The following is a 15,145-nucleotide window of genomic DNA, read 5'->3' on the forward strand; positions in this document are numbered from 1 at the left end:
AAGGTAACCGGCCGGGCCGGACGCCCGGCCAGGAGGCGCTGGCGGCGCTGGCGGCGTTAGGGCAGGTCGGCTTGCTGACTTCAGACTAAACAAAACGCGCGGCCTGCGTATCATTCTCTGCTTACGGGTTACTTTTGAGCCTAAACCTCTGCCTTATGATTGTTGTCACCGGAGCGGCCGGCTTTATTGCCAGTGCCCTCGTCACCCGCCTCAACGCCGCCAACTTCAACCATATCGTGGTGGTGGATAATTTCACCAATGAGCGCAAGCTGGCTAACCTGTCGGGCAAGCACCTGAAGGAATACGTGGACCGGGAGGAGTTTTTCCCTTGGCTCGATGAGCACCACGCCGACGTGGAGTTCATCTTCCACCTCGGAGCCCGCACCGATACCACCGAAACCAACCGCGACGTGCTCAACGTGCTCAACCTGGAATACTCCCAGCAGATGTGGCGGGCCTGCTGCCGCTACCAGTTGCCCGTGGTGTACGCCTCTTCGGCCGCCACTTACGGCTCGGGCACACTGGGCTACTCCGACGACGATGCCCTGCTGCCGCTGCTGCGCCCCCTCAACCCCTATGGTGACTCCAAAAACGACTTCGACAACTGGGCCGTGCAGCAGCCGGAAAAGCCGTTTTTCTGGGCCGGACTGAAGTTCTTCAACGTGTACGGTCCCAACGAGTACCACAAGGGCCGCATGGCTTCCGTGATTCTGCACGCCTTCCGTCAGATCCAGGAAACCGGCTCGATGACCCTGTTCCGCTCCCACAACCCCAACTTCGCCGACGGCGAGCAGCAGCGCGACTTCGTGTACGTGAAGGACGTGGTGGACGTGTGCCTGTTTCTGATGCAGACCCGTCAGCATTCCGGCATCTATAACCTGGGAACCGGCGAGGCCCGCACTTTCCTCGACCTCACGCTGAGCACCTTTGCCGCCTTGGACCGCACCGCCGACATCCACTTCCGCGACACGCCCGAGGACATCCGCGACACCTATCAATACTTCACCCAGGCCGATATGAGCAAGCTGCGCGGCATCGGTTACGAGCAGCCTTTCACCCGGCTGGAAGACGGCATTGCGGACTACGTGCGCCAGTATCTGTTACCCAACGCCTACTACTAAATCCGCGCACGCGGGGCTTTTCGCCTGATGGTCTGCTAGCTGCCGGTTGCGCTACTTAACGCGAGTTGCGCAGTACTGGAAACCAGTTTTTCTGGCTGAACATAATCTTCATAGCATTTTTCTGAGATAATAGTACCTTCAACCTTTCTAATCTCCGGAAACTGGTGCAGCGCAAAACCATTACCATCATAGGCGGCGGATTTTCGGGTTCCACGCTGGCCGTGCAACTGGCCCGGCTGGCCGGCGACCAGCCTTTTGCCTGCGATGTTCATCTGGTGGAGCCGCGGCCGGTTCCGGGACCGGGACTGGCCTACACTGCCCGGCGGCCGGAGTACCTGCTGAACGTGCGGGCCCAATCCCTGAGCGCCTTCCCTGATCAGCCCGAACACTTCCGCAACTGGCTCCGCATTACAGAACCGGGGGAATGCCGCGAGCACGACTTCTGCTCCCGCCAAAGCTATGGCCGCTATTTGCAGCAGTTGGTGAGCCAGGTGCTGGAGTGGCCCTCACTGAACGGAATCCGGTGCCAGTGGCACAACCAGCTCGCCAAATCAGTGACCCTGGCCCCCGATGGCCGGAGCGCGGTGGTGCAGCTGCGCAACGACCTGCTGATTCAGAGTGACTTCGTGGTTCTGGCCCTGGGCAACTTTGCCCCTCTCCCACCCACTGCCACCGACTTCGCATACCTGCTTCATCCCACCTACCACGCCAGCCCTTGGGCGCAGGGAGGACTGCGCACAATTGGGTCCGATGAAACGGTGCTGCTCATCGGGACGGGCCTCACGGCCGTCGATGTGCTGCTGGGCCTGCGCGCCGATGGTCATCAGGGCCAGATTACAGTCGTTTCCCAGCACGGGCGCTGGCCCACCGCCCACCTGCTTTCTCATGAAAGATACCCCAGCTTTTACGCGGCAGACCTGGCGGGCCTGACGACGGTACTGGACGTGCTGCGTGCCGTGCGCCGCCACCTGCGCGCCGCCCGGCAGCAGGGCCTCGACTGGCGGCTGGTTATCGACTCGCTGCGCCCGGATTCGGGGCGGATCTGGGCGGCCTGGCCCCTGGCTGAACAGGCCCGGTTTCTGCGCCACCTGGCCGGACGGTGGGCAGTACTGCGCCACCGCAGCCCCCCGCACAATGCCGCCGTCCTGAACGAGCTGCTGGCGACCGGCTTCGTTCGCCAGCACACGGGCCGGGTTCAGGCCATCAGGGCCGTAGCCGACGACCTGGTGGTAACGGTGCAGCACGGCGCGGCGGCCGCGCAGACGCTCACGACCCGGCACATCATCAATTGTACGGGGCCGCTGCTCGATTACCGCCGCATTGCCGAACCCCTGGTAACCCACCTGCGCGGAGCCGGCCAGCTCGTGCCCGACCCGCTCGGCCTGGGGATCAGCACCGACGCCCACGGGGCACTGCTGGACGCGGCCGGCCGGCCATCAGACGTCCTGTTCACACTGGGTCCCAGCCGCCGCCCCCAGAACTTCGAGTCGACGGCCGTGCCGGAACTACGTGCCCAGGCCATTGCCCTGGCCCAGCAGCTGGGAGCGCGCCTCCGGCCGTAGCGCGGACGGCGGCATTTGGCTGCTATTTCAACCGGCAACGGGAGCTGGTGAATGTTGCGCCCGTGAAAGCAGTCCAGCGTTGCTGATGCGCCTTTCATTTACGCAGAATGCCCCATTGCCCGCGTGCGGGTAATGGGGCATTCTGCGTAAATGCGAAGTGAGCGGAGCGGCTATCAGGCCGCCAGCTCGTCGGGCGGGTAGAGGGGTAGCACGCGGGTATCGGTACCGGGCTCAGGAAACGGGAGCACCGAAAGCCTGGGGTAGATCTGCGGGCTGGCGGTAGCACTCCGGCGTAGGGCGCGCATGAGCAGGTACTTATACTTTTCGGCATCAGCCAAAGCCGCCTCCACGGCCTGCACAGCATCGGCATAGGCCACTACCGGCATCGCCTCCATCACTTCCCCAGTGGGATACGTCAGCTCAAAAACCGGGCAGCTCAGATATTCAGCGGGCATCTTCATAAGGCAAAAAATTAGACGGTTACCGGACTCAAAGCTAACCAAATTAGCAACAAGTTAATTCCCGATCAACCGCTTTATTATCCCTTTCAGCGCCCTTTTCACGCATTTTTATCTGCCTGTATCTTTAGTACCAGCTTTCCGAACTGCAAGCCGGCGGCCATGCGGCGCAGGGCCTGCTCGCCGGCGGCCAGCGGGAAGGTTTCATCTACTACCGGCACGAGTTTGTGTTGCTCGAACAGGCCGACCATGGCGGCGAAATCCTGCTCGGTGCCCATGGTGGAGCCCAGCAGGGAAAGCTGCTTCCAGAACACCTTGCGGGCGGCCAGCTCGGGCACGTCGCCCTGGGTTGCGCCGTAGAACACGATGCGGCCGCCGGGAGCCGCCGCGTCTACCAGATCGTTGAAGCCCGGTCCGGCCGCGCTGTCGACAATTACGTGGAAGCCGCCGCCCGCCTGCTTGGTAAGGGTAGCGGGCCACTTGCCGGTTTTGTAATTGATGCCGCCCTTCGCGCCCAGTTCTATGGCCCGGGCAATTTTCTCCTCCGAGCCCGACGTCACCCACACCTCGGCTCCCACGGCTACGGCCATCTGCAAGGCCAGCAGGGCCACCCCCCCCCCCACCCCGCTGATGAGAACCCGTTCGCCGGGTTGCAACTGGGCCCGCGTGAAGGTGGCCCGGTAGGCCGTAACGCCCCCCAGCGGCAAGGCAGCGGCCTGCTCAAAGCTCAGGTGGGCGGGCTTGGCCTGCACTGCCCCGGCGGGCACGCACACGTACTCGGCAAACGTACCGTCCTGGGGCAGGCCCAGAATCTGGAAGTCGCGGCCCTGGGCGGCGGGCTCGTCGCCCCAGTGCTGGCCGGGGTTGATGAGCACTTCCTGGTGGAGCCAGCTGGCCTCAACGCCCTCCCCCAGGGCCGTCACGACACCCGCGCCGTCGGAACCCAGGATGATGGGGAATTTCAGCCCAGCATACTGGCCCTGCTGAATCCAGACGTCGCGGTGGTTGAGGGCGGCTGCGTAGAGCCGCACCTGCACCTGGCCGGCGGCGGGCTGGGGGGTGGCAACGTCTTGCAGGGTGATGGGCTGGTTGATAGCGGTTAGAACGAGGGCTTGCATGTGAGTAGTGAGTAGTGAGTAGTGAGTAGTGAGTAGTGAGTAGTGAGGGAACGGGATTGGACTGGAAATAGGCGGTGTATAAATGATAGTTTCACTTAAAAGATGATGGTTTAGCTATAGAAACCGGGCTTTCAGCGCGGGCGTGGGCAGCCAGCAGGATTCCTGGCGGCCGAACCAGCGGTAGCGGTTGCGGGCGATCAGCCGGTATACGGCGTCGCGCAGGGGGCGCGGAAACCACCGGCCCACCCGGGCCAGGGTGGCCCAGCGGCCGCTCAAGCGGGCCAGGATACCCAGCGCGGCGGCCGAGTGGGTGTAGGCCCGGCCATCGGCCAGTAGCACCACCGAATCGGGCTCGGTGGGGGCGGGCAGGCCGTATTCGCGCAGCAGCCCTTGCCCTGCTCCCGACTGCAAAGCCGCGAACCGGAACTGCCCGCCCGCATCGTGCTCAAGCACGAACTGCACGAACCCGTTACAGAGGTTGCACACGCCATCGAAGAGGATAATGGTTGGCGAATCGGACATAGGAGGCGGGTAGGGAAGGAAACTGGCAGGTTGATTACAGGACTGCCCGCCGGGCGGAATTGTTTCATCCGGCCGCGTTTACTGCGCGGCGACTTCATCGGCCGGCAGCAGGTCGCAGTACCAGAAACCGGTATCGAAGGGGCTGGGAGCCGGGGTTGGTTCAGTCTCATCGGCGGCGGCGGAAGCGGGCGGGGCGGGGGCCGCGCTGCCGGCCGGGGCGGCGTAGGTGCGGCGGACTAGCTCGCCGCGCCGGAACGGAATGGGGCTACTGAAGTAGGGCGCATCGAAGACGAAGCTGTGGTACTCGCCGTTTTCACCGCAGGAATCCACGCCGGGCGGCAGGTCGCGGAGGAAATCAGCGTTCAGCTCGCGGCCGCAGAAGCTTTGATCCAGGTACTTTTCGTTTACGCAGACCACCACCGCCCGGAAGCCCAGGTCGAGGTACTCGCGCAGCAAATCGGCGTTGGGGCGCTGCCAGAGCGGAAACACCGCCTCCAGGCCCACCTGGGCCAGCTGCTGCTCCCGGTAGCGACGCAGGTCTTCGAGGTAGATGTCGCCGAAAATAGCCTGGCGGATGCCTTTCGCCTGCAACGGGGCCAGGGTAGCGCGCATCAGCTGCTCGTAGAGAGCCATATCGGGCATTTCGGGCAGCTCCAGGCGGGTGAGGGGCAGGCCGATGCGGCGGGCCTGCTCCTCCAGCAGCGCCACCCGCACGCCGTGCATGGACACGCGGCCATAGTGGGCGTTCACGCTGGTCAGCAGGTCGCTCACGCGCAGGGTGGGGTTGCGCAGGGCGTGGTAGAGGGCGAGGGCCGAATCTTTGCCGCCGCTCCAGTTCATCAGGGCCGGGGTGGACATGGGCCAAAGATACGCCCGCTGCCTACTCCGGCAAGGCTGAGCGCAACCACCGCGCCGTCCGGCACGTTTGCCGAAAACCTATTCGCCGCCTTTTCTCCCCCTGCTATTCCAGCCTCCGCCATGAAACGTCTACTTTCCTTCGCCCTGGTCGCCGCCCTCACTGCCGCCCTCGCTGCCAGCCTCACTGCCTGCGACTACAACAACACGCCCGGCAAAGACCCGCAGGCCAGCCAGGATTTCACCAACGCCCCCAAGGCCACGGCCACCGAAACCAACCTCGACAGCATCAGCGGCAGCCAGGAAGTGCATACACCCATCGGCAAGGGCTCGGCCGCCGACCAGCAAACGTCCGTCGATGCGGCCCTGGACGCCGCCCCCGGCAACTCGCCCACCAGCACCATGCCCCAGACCAATACCGAAGCCCGGGCCAGCACCCGCGAAGAATAACCTTTGGCCCTACGGGCGCCAGTACCCGGGTTTCCCGGTTTTCTCCCTATTTACCTGCTCTCCTTCCACCGCAAAGCCCCGCCGGACTATCCGGCGGGGCTTTGTTTGGTTGGCGGTTGTTGGTACCGTTTTACAAGGCCCAGCGGCGCGGTTCCGGCTCCCCCACGTGGGTGCCCTTGGTGAGCGCCAGCCCGGAACCCAGCGTGAGCAGATCCTCCAGCCCGCCTACCAAACCGCCCGGCAACCCCGATTCGAGGGTGGCCTGCTTGCGCAAAAAGAAGCTCAAGTAGGTACCCGCTACGGCAGCCAGGGTGCCCAGTACGGCCCCGTTCAGGGTTTTGTCGTGGCTGATTTTGAAGAGCGTGGCCCCCACCAAAGCGCCGGCGGCGGCCCGGCCCAGCAGGCCGGCCGGCTCGATGCGGTCCGGCGTCTGGGGGAGTTTGTCGCCCACCATCTCGCCGGCGGCCAGCAGCTTGAGGCCGTGGGCCACCCAAGGCTTTTGCAGGTAGCGCAACGGGGAGCCAGCCAGCGCTTTTGGGTGGTAGGTGAGCAGGTTACTGCTCAGCAGGGCGGGGGCCGTCATGCTCCGAAAACCGGCCAGGGTGCCCAGGCCGATGGTTTGCCAGTGGTGTTTGGTCATGGTCAGGAAATAAAGATACGCGGGACTATTCCGGGCTTCTTAACGCGTAGCGGCCCCCGATAGTCGGACCGGCAGCCAAAATTTTTCACTATCAGAACCCTAACCCGCCGGGCTGTTTGGTGCAAAAAATTCAATGCCACTGCAATTGGCCCGGCATTTCCGCAGCCGTTGGCCTGCCCACTGCATTGCGCCGTTTCCTTGCGGGCCACCCCTCGGCAACATGCTTGCATATCCGGAAAACAGGATTATTTTATAGCTTATTTGCCTGATAGTAAGACAAGTGACCCAATGTTTCCTTACTATTACCAAATTGGTATGCAAGCATACTTCACAATTACTTCATCTACTTTCGCGTCGAAATTCCGGGGAAAAGCCCTGGATAAACAAAAAAGCCCCCTTTTATGAAAAACAGACTCCTCCTGTTTTTACTGCTCGGCTTTGTGCTTTTCACGAGCGGAAATTTAGCCCTGGCCCAGGGCGTCACCACCTCCGCCATGAAGGGCCTTGTGCTCGACAGTAAAGGCGAACCGCTGCCCGGGGCCACCGTGGTAGCCACCCACCTGCCCACCGGCACCCAGTACGGCACCGCCACCCGCGACAACGGCCAGTACGACCTGCTGAACCTGCGCGTGGGCGGCCCTTACGAGCTGAAAGTATCGTTTGTGGGCTCCCAGACCTACACGGCTACCAACATTCAGCTGGTGCTGGGCAAAACCTACGAGAGCCGCGTGCAGCTCACCGACGGCACCCAGGCTTTGGGCGAAGTGGTGGTGAAAGGCAACCGCGACGGCCAGCTCAACAAGGATCGCACCGGCGCATCTACCAACATCAACAACGCCGCCATCCGCACGCTGCCCACTATCAGCCGCTCCCAGGAGGACTTCACCCGCCTCACGCCCCAGAGCAGCGGGCTGAGCTTTGGCGGCCGGAACACGCTCTACAACAACTTTTCGCTCGACGGCTCGATTTTCAACAACTCCTTCGGCCTCGATTCGCCCACGCCCGGCGGGCAGAGCGGTTCTCAGCCCGTGAGCCTCGATGCCATTGAGCAGCTCGAAGTGAGCCTGGCCCCCTACGATGTGCGCCAGGGTGGTTTTACCGGGGCCGGCGTGAATGCCGTAACCAAGAGCGGCACTAACGCCTTTAAGGGCACGGTGTACACGTTTCTGCGCAACGAGAACCTGATCGGCGAGAAAGTAGGCGACGCCCGCATCACGAATCCAGACCTCAAGTTCAACCAGACCGGCTTCTCGCTGGGGGGGCCGATTATCCAGAACAAACTGTTCTTCTTCACCAACGCCGAGCGCACCCGCCGCGACGACCCGGCCCTCACCTTCCGCCCCGCCACCAGCGCCGCCGAAGCCCAGCAGGCCCTCAACGGCCAGGCTTCCGGCGTGAGCCGGGTGCTGGAGTCGGACCTGATGGCCATTCGTCAGCGCCTGATTGATGTGTACGGCTACGACCCGGGCCAGTACCGCGACTACACCTACCGCACCAGCAGCGACAAATTTCTGGTGAAGCTCGACTGGAATATCAACCCCAAAAACACGTTCTCGCTACGCTATAACTACCTCAACAGCTACCGCGAGCAGGGCCCCCACCCCATTGCCATTGCCCCCTCCTCGCGGGTGCAGGGCGTGAACACGCTCCAGTATTCCAACTCGGGCTATACCATCAACAACAACCTCAACTCGGTGGTGGGCGAGCTGAACTCGCGCTTCGGCGAGAAATTCAGCAACAAGGCGCAGCTCAGCTTCTCGGCCTTCCGCGACTTCCGCGACCTGCCCGATGCCAAGCTGTTCCCGCAAATCGACATCACCAAAAACGGCACCACCTACGTGAGCGTGGGTACCGAGCAGTTTTCGGCCGAAAACCGGCTGGATCAGAACATCACCCAGTTTACCGACAACCTGAGCTACTTCGCCGGGGCCCACGTGCTCACAGCCGGCCTCACCTACGAGCGGTTCGATTTTGTGAATGCCTTCAACCTGCAACGTTTCGGCTATCCGTTCTTCGGTGGGCTGGACGTGGCGCGCTTCTTTGAGGTAACCGACCGCACCAACCCCGATTTCGTGGACCTGAACGGCATTGCCACGGCTGGCGGCCAGGCCCGCGTGAAGTCCGTGGACGTGAACGTGGCCCAGTTGGGGTTGTATGTGCAGGATGAGTGGACGGTAACGCCGGCCTTCAAGCTGACGCTGGGCGTGCGGGCCGACATACCGATTTATAACACCGACGTGCCCCAGAACCAGCAGATTGCCACCGCCCCCCTGCTCGACGCCGATGGCAACCCGGCCCAGGTAGACGTAACGCGCTTCCCGAAGGCTACGCCCCTCTGGTCGCCGCGCCTGGGCTTCAACTACTCGGTAGAGGGCGACTACACCACCCAGATCCGGGGCGGTACGGGCATTTTCACCGGCCGGATTCCCTTCGTCTGGATCAGCAACCAGGCCTCCAACTCGCAGTTTGACCCCGGCTACACGTTCCAGATTAACGGCACGAGCCGCGACTTCAAGTTTCCGCAGGTGTGGCGCTCCAACCTCGCCCTCGACCAGGAGCTGCCTGGTGGCGTGGTGGCTACCCTGGAAGGCATCTACACCAAGGATATGAACGCGGCCATTCACCGCAACTACAACCTGGTAACGCCCACCGACCGCGCCGGCGGCGCCGATGACCGCCTGATTTACCCGGCCGCCGGCCCCCGCATCACGCCCGGCTTCACCGGCCCCAATGGCCAGTTCAGCTTCCTCGACGCGGGCGTCATCGTGCTCGAAAACACCCGAAAGGGTTATCAGTACTCCCTCACGGGCCAGCTCAAGAAGGATTTCAGCAACGGCCTGTACCTGATGACGGCCTACACCTACTCGCGGGCCAAGGACGTGACGTCGAACCCCGGCGAAATTGCCGCCGATGCCTTCCAGCGCAACCCCGTGGTGGGTAACGCCAACAACCCCCAACTGGCGTACAGCGACTTCGGCCTCCAGAACCGCGTTATTGGGGCGGCCGGCAAGCGCTTTGCCTACGCCGATGAAAAACTGGCTACCACCATCAGCTTCTTCTTCGAGGCGGCCCAGGGCAACCGCTTTACCTACACCTACGCCGGCGACATGAACCGCGACGGTATCTTCGGCAACGACCTGGCCTTCGTACCCGCTTCCCAGGACCAGATTCGGCTGGTGAGTTACACCAACGCCGCCGGCACCGTGGTTTCAGCCGACCAGCAGTGGCAGCAGCTCAACGCCTACATCGGCCAAGACAAGTACCTGAGCACCCGCCGGGACCAGTACGCCGAGCGCAACGGCAACCTGAGCCCCTGGTACACCCAGCTCGACATGAAGCTGCTCCAGGATTTCTCCCTCATGGCGGGCGAGAAGAAGCACACCTTCCAGATCAGCTTCGACATTCAGAACCTGGGCAACCTGCTCAACTCCGACTGGGGCGTGCGCCAGACGGTGGCCAACAACCGGCCCATCGAGTTCGTGGGCTACCAGGGCACGGTGCCTACCTACCAGTTCCGGGGCGGTAACCAAACGTTCGTCAACAACACCGACCTCAACAGCCGCTGGCGCGCCCAGCTGGGCCTGCGCTACATCCTGGACTAGCTATTCTGGCTGTTAGCCGTTGGCCATTAGCTGATAGCTTGTCTCCATCAAAAAGCCCCGAAGCAAGCTGCTTCGGGGCTTTTTGATAGGTAAATACCCTGTCATTCCGACGAAGGAGGAATCTGGGTTAACGCCACTGAACGGTTTTGTTCGGTAGCGTTAACCCAGATTCCTCCTTCGTCGGAATGACAGGGCTTTTAGCGTCTACTTCTCGTTCGCGGCCCAGGTGTCCATTTTGCGCTCCAGCACGGCCAGGGGCATCACGCCGTCGTGCAGTAGCTCGTCGTGGAAATCGCTCAGGTTGAAGTGGGCGCGGTTCTGGCCGGCGTACTCCTCGCGCAGGCGGTTGGTGTTGCCGCCCAGCTGCTGCTCGTACTTCTGGCGCAGCTCCCTTATTTTGAGGGCTCCAATTTTGTAGCTCAGGGCCTGGCCCGGAATGGCCATATAGCGCTCAATTTCGGCCGTAGCTCCTTCCTCACTGATGGCTTCGTTGGCCATCATGTACCGGATGGCTTCCTCGCGGCTCATGTTTTTGGTGTGCATGGCCACATCTACCACCAGGCGCACGGCGCGGTGCATTTCGTCGCCGAGGGCACCCATGTACTGGTAGGGGTCGGTGTAGAGGCCCAGCTCCTTGCCCAGGCTTTCGGAGTAGAGTGCCCAGCCTTCGCCCATGGCCCCGTACCAGGCAAAGCGCCGGAACTTGGGCAGATCGGTGTTTTCCTGCTGCAAGGAAATCTGGTAGTGGTGGCCCGGAATGGCCTCGTGCAGGAACAACGACTCCATGCCCGAGGTCACGTTGAACGTGGTGGCGTCCAGAATCGGGAGGTAGAACACACCGGGGCGGGAGCCGTCGGGGCTGCCCTGGTTGTACTCGGCCGAGGCGGAGGCGGCCCGGAAGTCCTCGGTCTGGCGGATTTCGAACGGCGTTTTGGGCGTGCGGCCGAACATCGTTTTCAGGTTGGGCTGCATTTTGGCCTGAATGGCCCGGAAAGCGTCCAGCACCTCGGCGGGCGTTTTGTAGGGCATCAGCTTGGGGTCGGTTTTGAGGCTCTCGAAGAAGGCCTTCAAGCTCCCCTTGAAGCCTACCTCCCGCTTCACCTGCTCCATCTCCTGCCGGATGCGGGCCACTTCCTGGCGGCCGGTCTGGTAGATTTCCTCCGGCGTTTTGTCGGTAGTCGTCCACGTTTTCACGTAGTACTTGTACAGCCCAGCCCCGCCCGGAATACCCGCAATGCCGGTGCTGGTGCGCGCTTTGGGCAGGTACTCGGTTTCGAGGAAGTCGCCCAGTTTTTTGTAGGCGGGTACCAGCTCCGTGAGGATAGCTTCCTGATACGCCTTGGTGAGACGCTCCTTGTCGGCGGCAGCCAGGCCGGCAGGCAGCTTCGTGATGGGGCCGTAGAACAGGCTTTTGGTGGCGTCGGTGGTTTGCATGGCCCGCATCTGCGGAATCATTTTTACCACCAGCGCCCGGGGCAGCACCACGCCGGCCGCCATACCCTGGCGGAAATTGCTGATGGCCGTATCGGCCCACACCGAAAACCCGCGCACGCGGCCCAGCCAGTTGTCGTAATCCTGGGCCGTTTTGAAGGGCTGCACGCCCTCGCCCGAGCCGTATTGGCCCATGCTGATGGGCAGGCCCCAGAACTGCTGGAAGGGCATCATCCAGGTGTTGAGCTTCAGCCCTTCGAGCTTGTTTTGGAGGTCGTACTCGAAGATATCGTAGCTGGTTTTGTCGTTGGCCGAGAGCTCCTCGCGCTTGAATTTGTGCAGGCCGTCGAGGTACTTCTGGTAGAAGCCGCGCAGCTGCTCGCGGAAGGCGCGGGTGCCGTCGTTGGGCAGTTGGTCGTTGAAGCGGTTGTCGCCCTGGGTGGTGGCTTCGAGCGGGAACAGGCGGGCGTTTTCCTCCCAGTAGTACTCGAAAAGCGTTTTTAGCTCCTTCACGTTGGTCAGGTTCGGCACGGTGTAGGCGGCGGCATTGTCGTCGGCTGGTTTTTGCTGGTTGCAGCCCGCCAGCAGCGCGCCGGCCAGGAGAGCGGGAAGGAGAAGTTTCTTCATCAGATCACGGATTAGCGCGGATTTTAACGGATTTCACGGATTTTGTGAACGGACCTTGGGCAAGGTTCAAGGTTTCACGAAAGGTAAGCAGAACTGTTCTTCCCCACCTTGCATAAGCGCGGAAGTCAACCTTTACGGGGCAGTTGGGTTATAGCTGCTTATCCAACTAAACTCTCTCCTCATGGAAAATCTAACCGGCAAAACCGCCCTCGTTACGGGCGCGGGTAAAGGCATCGGGCGCGCTATTGCCGTGGCCCTGGCCCAGGAAGGCGTACGCGTGGCCCTGCTGGCCCGCACCGAAAAAGACCTGCAAGCCGTAGCCCAGGAAATAAAGAAACTCGGTGGCCCTGCCGCCGTGGTAGTAGTGGCCGACGTAGCCGACCGCGCCGACGTGGAGAAGGCCGTGAGCACCGCCCTCGGCGAGCTGAGCACCATTGATATTCTCATCAACAACGCCGGCATCGGCACCTTCGCCAAAATCCTGGACATGGAGCCGGCCGAATGGGAGAAAATCATTCAGGTGAACCTGCTGGGCGCGTATTACACCACCCGCGCCGTGCTTCCCCAGATGGTGGAGCGCCAGACCGGCGACATCATCAACGTGGCTTCCACGGCCGGCCTGCGGGCCTCGGCGGGCGGCAGCGCCTACAGTGCCTCCAAGTTCGCGCTGCTCGGCTTCACCGAGTCGCTGATGCAGGAGGTGCGCAAGCAGAACATCCGCGTGTCGGCCCTCACGCCCAGCACCGTAGCCACCGAGCTGGCCACCAGCAACAACCTCACCGACGGCAACCCCGACAAAGTGATGCAGCCCGAGGACCTGGCCGAAATCGTCATCAGCCAGCTCAAGCTCAACCGCCGCATCTTCATCAAGGAAGCCAGCATGTGGAGCACGAATCCCTAGCGAAGGGAGTTAAAAACTGGCTGCCATCCTGACGAAGGAAGGATCTTATTACGTTCGAACGAGTCGTTATTAATGGCCGTTCAGGCGTGATAAGATCCTTCCTTCGTCAGGATGACAGCCCGTCAATTCTTTTTCACCCTTTCCAGCACCAGCTGGTTCATGGGGTTGGGCGTGAGGCCTTGCACGTTGTTCTGGGTAAGGCGCACCACTTCATCATAATATACGCTGATGACCGGGCATTCTTCCACCACGAGGCGGTCCATCTGCTGGTAAAGGGCGTAGCGTTTGGCGTCGTTCTGCTCCAGCTTGGCCCGCTGGTAGAGCTGGTCGTAGGCGGGGCTTTGGAAGTGGGTTTTGTTGGGGCCGGCGGGCGCAAAGTTGGGGCTGTAGAACAGGGCCAGGTAGTTTTCGGCGTCGGGGTAGTCGCCGAGCCAGCTGCGGGTGAAGAAGGCGGCGCGGCCGTTGTCGATCAGCTCGCCGTGGGCCGCGCCCTGGTTCACGTCAATATCAACCTGCACGCCCACCTCGGCCCACTTTTTCTGGTAGTACTCGCAGTATTCCTTGGTTTCGGCCACCGTGTTCAGGCGCAGGCGCAACGGCTTGCCGGGGCCGTAACCGGCTTCTTTCAGCAGCTGCCGGGCCTTGGCGGGTTGGTAGGAGTAGCCGGGCACCTTGGCGGCACTGAACGAGGGCAGCGAGGCCGGTACGAACCCTGACAGGCCGGGCTGGCCCACGTCATTGAGGAAGTAGGCCAGAAACTCCGCCTTATTGAGGGCGTAGTTGAGGGCCTGGCGCACCCGCTTATCCTGCAAGGCGCGGCCGGTTTCGAGGTTGTCGCCGCGCAGGTTGCGCAGGTCCTGCTGCATGCCGATGTATTCGGTATTGAGGTAAGGCACCTTCTGAATCCGGAACTTGCCCCGGAAATCCTCCCGGATGCTGCCATCAGGGTACATGATCAAGTCGCGGGAACCGCTCCGGATGCCGCTCAGAAAGTCGAGCTTGCCCTGCATGAAGGTCAGGAACTCCGTTTTGCGGTCCTGGATAAAGGTAATCTGCACCGCGTCGAGGTAGGGCAGCCGTTTTCCCTGCGCGTCCTGCTTCCAATAGGTGGGGTTGCGGTGGTAAATGATGGCGTTGCCCTCGTCCCATTCCCTGAACTGGAACGGGCCGGTGCCCACCGGGTGGGCCCTAAAATCCTTGCCCCACTTTTCCACCGCCTCGTGGGGCACCACGTAGGCGTAAGGCATGGTAAGAATGCCCAGAAACGGAATAAACGGCTCCTTGAGGTGAATGCGCAGCGTGGAGTCGTTTACGGCCACGAAGCAGGTATCCGACGGCTCGCCCCCGGCCTGTTCCAGCACTTTGCCCCGGAAAATCCAGCCGCCGGGGCTGGCCGTGGCCCCATCGAGCAGGCGCTTAAAGGAGTACACAAAATCCTGGGCCACCACGCGCCGGCCCTGGCCGCCGGCAAACACGGCGTTGTCGTGAAAGCGCACATCGGGCCGTAGCCAGAACGTGTAGGTGGTGCCGTCGGGCGATACGTGGTAGCGCCGGGCCACGCTCGGGCCGGGGCGCAGGCTGTCGTCGAGTTCCACCAACCCGTTGTAGAGCTGGGTGGTGGCCCAGATGTTGGCCTGGTTGCGGGCGAAGGCCGGGTCGAGGGAAGTCAGGCTTTCGGGCTGATTGTAGCGGAACACCCGGCGGGCATCGGTGGCGGGCGTCTGCTCGGTGCAGGCGCTCAGCGCGAGCAGCAGAAACGGGGCAAAACCGGCGGCGCGGCGCGAAAACGGGAGCAGGGGAACCATGAAACAGTGTATATTTGCAAAGGTATCCCATCCTGGGTTGGCGGCCACCCTGC

General features: G+C 62.3%; 12 protein-coding genes. 5 read left to right on the forward strand and 7 right to left on the reverse strand.

Features of this window, described 5'->3' with window-relative positions:
- Nucleotides 1–155: 155 nt before the first annotated feature.
- Both rfaD and D0T11_RS05665 read left to right on the forward strand, forming a co-directional pair.
- Nucleotides 156–1,121 carry an ADP-glyceromanno-heptose 6-epimerase gene (gene rfaD / locus D0T11_RS05660; RefSeq protein WP_119654813.1) on the forward strand — a complete coding sequence of 322 codons (966 nt, stop codon included), beginning with the start codon at nucleotides 156–158 and terminating at the stop codon, nucleotides 1,119–1,121.
- 164 nt (nucleotides 1,122–1,285) lie between these two features.
- Nucleotides 1,286–2,683 carry an FAD/NAD(P)-binding protein gene (locus D0T11_RS05665; RefSeq protein ID WP_182888263.1) on the forward strand — a complete coding sequence of 466 codons (1,398 nt, stop codon included), beginning with the start codon at nucleotides 1,286–1,288 and terminating at the stop codon, nucleotides 2,681–2,683.
- 173 nt (nucleotides 2,684–2,856) lie between these two features.
- Here the strand turns inward: D0T11_RS05665 and D0T11_RS05670 are convergent, their stop codons facing one another.
- The 4 genes from D0T11_RS05670 to D0T11_RS05685 form a co-directional block, all read right to left on the reverse strand.
- Nucleotides 2,857–3,144, reverse strand: a complete 288-nt coding sequence (locus D0T11_RS05670) for a hypothetical protein (protein ID WP_119654815.1) — start codon at nucleotides 3,142–3,144, stop codon at nucleotides 2,857–2,859.
- 98 nt (nucleotides 3,145–3,242) lie between these two features.
- The gene (locus D0T11_RS05675; protein ID WP_119654816.1) at nucleotides 3,243–4,259 is read right to left on the reverse strand and encodes a zinc-binding dehydrogenase; all 1,017 of its coding nucleotides are present in this window, start codon (nucleotides 4,257–4,259) and stop codon (nucleotides 3,243–3,245) included.
- Between the two features lie 114 nt (nucleotides 4,260–4,373).
- Complete coding sequence (locus D0T11_RS05680; protein ID WP_119654817.1) at nucleotides 4,374–4,781, reverse strand: thiol-disulfide oxidoreductase DCC family protein; 408 nt, start codon at nucleotides 4,779–4,781, stop codon at nucleotides 4,374–4,376.
- Nucleotides 4,782–4,859: 78 nt separating this feature from the next.
- Complete coding sequence (locus tag D0T11_RS05685) at nucleotides 4,860–5,639, reverse strand: Dph6-related ATP pyrophosphatase (protein ID WP_245990613.1); 780 nt, start codon at nucleotides 5,637–5,639, stop codon at nucleotides 4,860–4,862.
- A gap of 120 nt (nucleotides 5,640–5,759) precedes the next feature.
- Here D0T11_RS05685 and D0T11_RS05690 point away from each other — a divergent pair, with 120 nt between their 5' ends.
- Nucleotides 5,760–6,086, forward strand: a complete 327-nt coding sequence (locus D0T11_RS05690; protein ID WP_119654818.1) for a hypothetical protein — start codon at nucleotides 5,760–5,762, stop codon at nucleotides 6,084–6,086.
- A 130-nt stretch (nucleotides 6,087–6,216) separates the two neighbouring features.
- Here D0T11_RS05690 and D0T11_RS05695 read toward each other — a convergent pair whose 3' ends face one another.
- A complete protein-coding gene (locus tag D0T11_RS05695) occupies nucleotides 6,217–6,726 on the reverse strand; it encodes a DUF4126 family protein (protein WP_119654819.1) in 510 nt (169 codons plus the stop codon).
- A 401-nt stretch (nucleotides 6,727–7,127) separates the two neighbouring features.
- On the opposite strand from D0T11_RS05695, the gene D0T11_RS05700 reads away from it, so the two are divergent.
- Complete coding sequence (locus tag D0T11_RS05700; protein ID WP_119654820.1) at nucleotides 7,128–10,328, forward strand: TonB-dependent receptor; 3,201 nt, start codon at nucleotides 7,128–7,130, stop codon at nucleotides 10,326–10,328.
- Nucleotides 10,329–10,532: 204 nt separating this feature from the next.
- On the opposite strand, the gene D0T11_RS05705 is transcribed toward D0T11_RS05700, so the two are convergent.
- Nucleotides 10,533–12,386 carry a DUF885 domain-containing protein gene (locus tag D0T11_RS05705; protein ID WP_119654821.1) on the reverse strand — a complete coding sequence of 618 codons (1,854 nt, stop codon included), beginning with the start codon at nucleotides 12,384–12,386 and terminating at the stop codon, nucleotides 10,533–10,535.
- Nucleotides 12,387–12,567: 181 nt separating this feature from the next.
- Between D0T11_RS05705 and D0T11_RS05710 the strand changes: the two genes are divergently transcribed.
- Entirely contained in the window at nucleotides 12,568–13,287 is a 720-nt protein-coding gene (locus tag D0T11_RS05710) for a 3-ketoacyl-ACP reductase (protein ID WP_119654822.1), read from the forward strand.
- Nucleotides 13,288–13,409: 122 nt separating this feature from the next.
- Here the strand turns inward: D0T11_RS05710 and D0T11_RS05715 are convergent, their stop codons facing one another.
- Nucleotides 13,410–15,092 carry an ABC transporter substrate-binding protein gene (locus D0T11_RS05715; RefSeq protein ID WP_119654823.1) on the reverse strand — a complete coding sequence of 561 codons (1,683 nt, stop codon included), beginning with the start codon at nucleotides 15,090–15,092 and terminating at the stop codon, nucleotides 13,410–13,412.
- Between the last annotated feature and the right edge of the window lie 53 nt (nucleotides 15,093–15,145).

It is taken from the genome of Hymenobacter rubripertinctus (assembly GCF_003583925.1).
GTDB lineage: Bacteria > Bacteroidota > Bacteroidia > Cytophagales > Hymenobacteraceae > Hymenobacter > Hymenobacter rubripertinctus.

Bases quoted from the DNA above. Each gene is read 5' to 3' on its own strand.
- rfaD (WP_119654813.1), top strand. From the start codon at position 156: ATGATTGTTGTCACCGGAGCGGCCGGCTTTATTGCCAGTGCCCTCGTC.
- D0T11_RS05670 (WP_119654815.1), bottom strand. From the start codon at position 3,144: ATGAAGATGCCCGCTGAATATCTGAGCTGCCCGGTTTTTGAGCTGACG.
- D0T11_RS05675 (WP_119654816.1), bottom strand. From the start codon at position 4,259: ATGCAAGCCCTCGTTCTAACCGCTATCAACCAGCCCATCACCCTGCAA.
- D0T11_RS05680 (WP_119654817.1), bottom strand. From the start codon at position 4,781: ATGTCCGATTCGCCAACCATTATCCTCTTCGATGGCGTGTGCAACCTC.
- D0T11_RS05685 (WP_245990613.1), bottom strand. From the start codon at position 5,639: ATGTCCACCCCGGCCCTGATGAACTGGAGCGGCGGCAAAGATTCGGCC.
- D0T11_RS05690 (WP_119654818.1), top strand. From the start codon at position 5,760: ATGAAACGTCTACTTTCCTTCGCCCTGGTCGCCGCCCTCACTGCCGCC.
- D0T11_RS05695 (WP_119654819.1), bottom strand. From the start codon at position 6,726: ATGACCAAACACCACTGGCAAACCATCGGCCTGGGCACCCTGGCCGGT.
- D0T11_RS05700 (WP_119654820.1), top strand. From the start codon at position 7,128: ATGAAAAACAGACTCCTCCTGTTTTTACTGCTCGGCTTTGTGCTTTTC.
- D0T11_RS05705 (WP_119654821.1), bottom strand. From the start codon at position 12,386: ATGAAGAAACTTCTCCTTCCCGCTCTCCTGGCCGGCGCGCTGCTGGCG.
- D0T11_RS05710 (WP_119654822.1), top strand. From the start codon at position 12,568: ATGGAAAATCTAACCGGCAAAACCGCCCTCGTTACGGGCGCGGGTAAA.
- D0T11_RS05715 (WP_119654823.1), bottom strand. From the start codon at position 15,092: ATGGTTCCCCTGCTCCCGTTTTCGCGCCGCGCCGCCGGTTTTGCCCCG.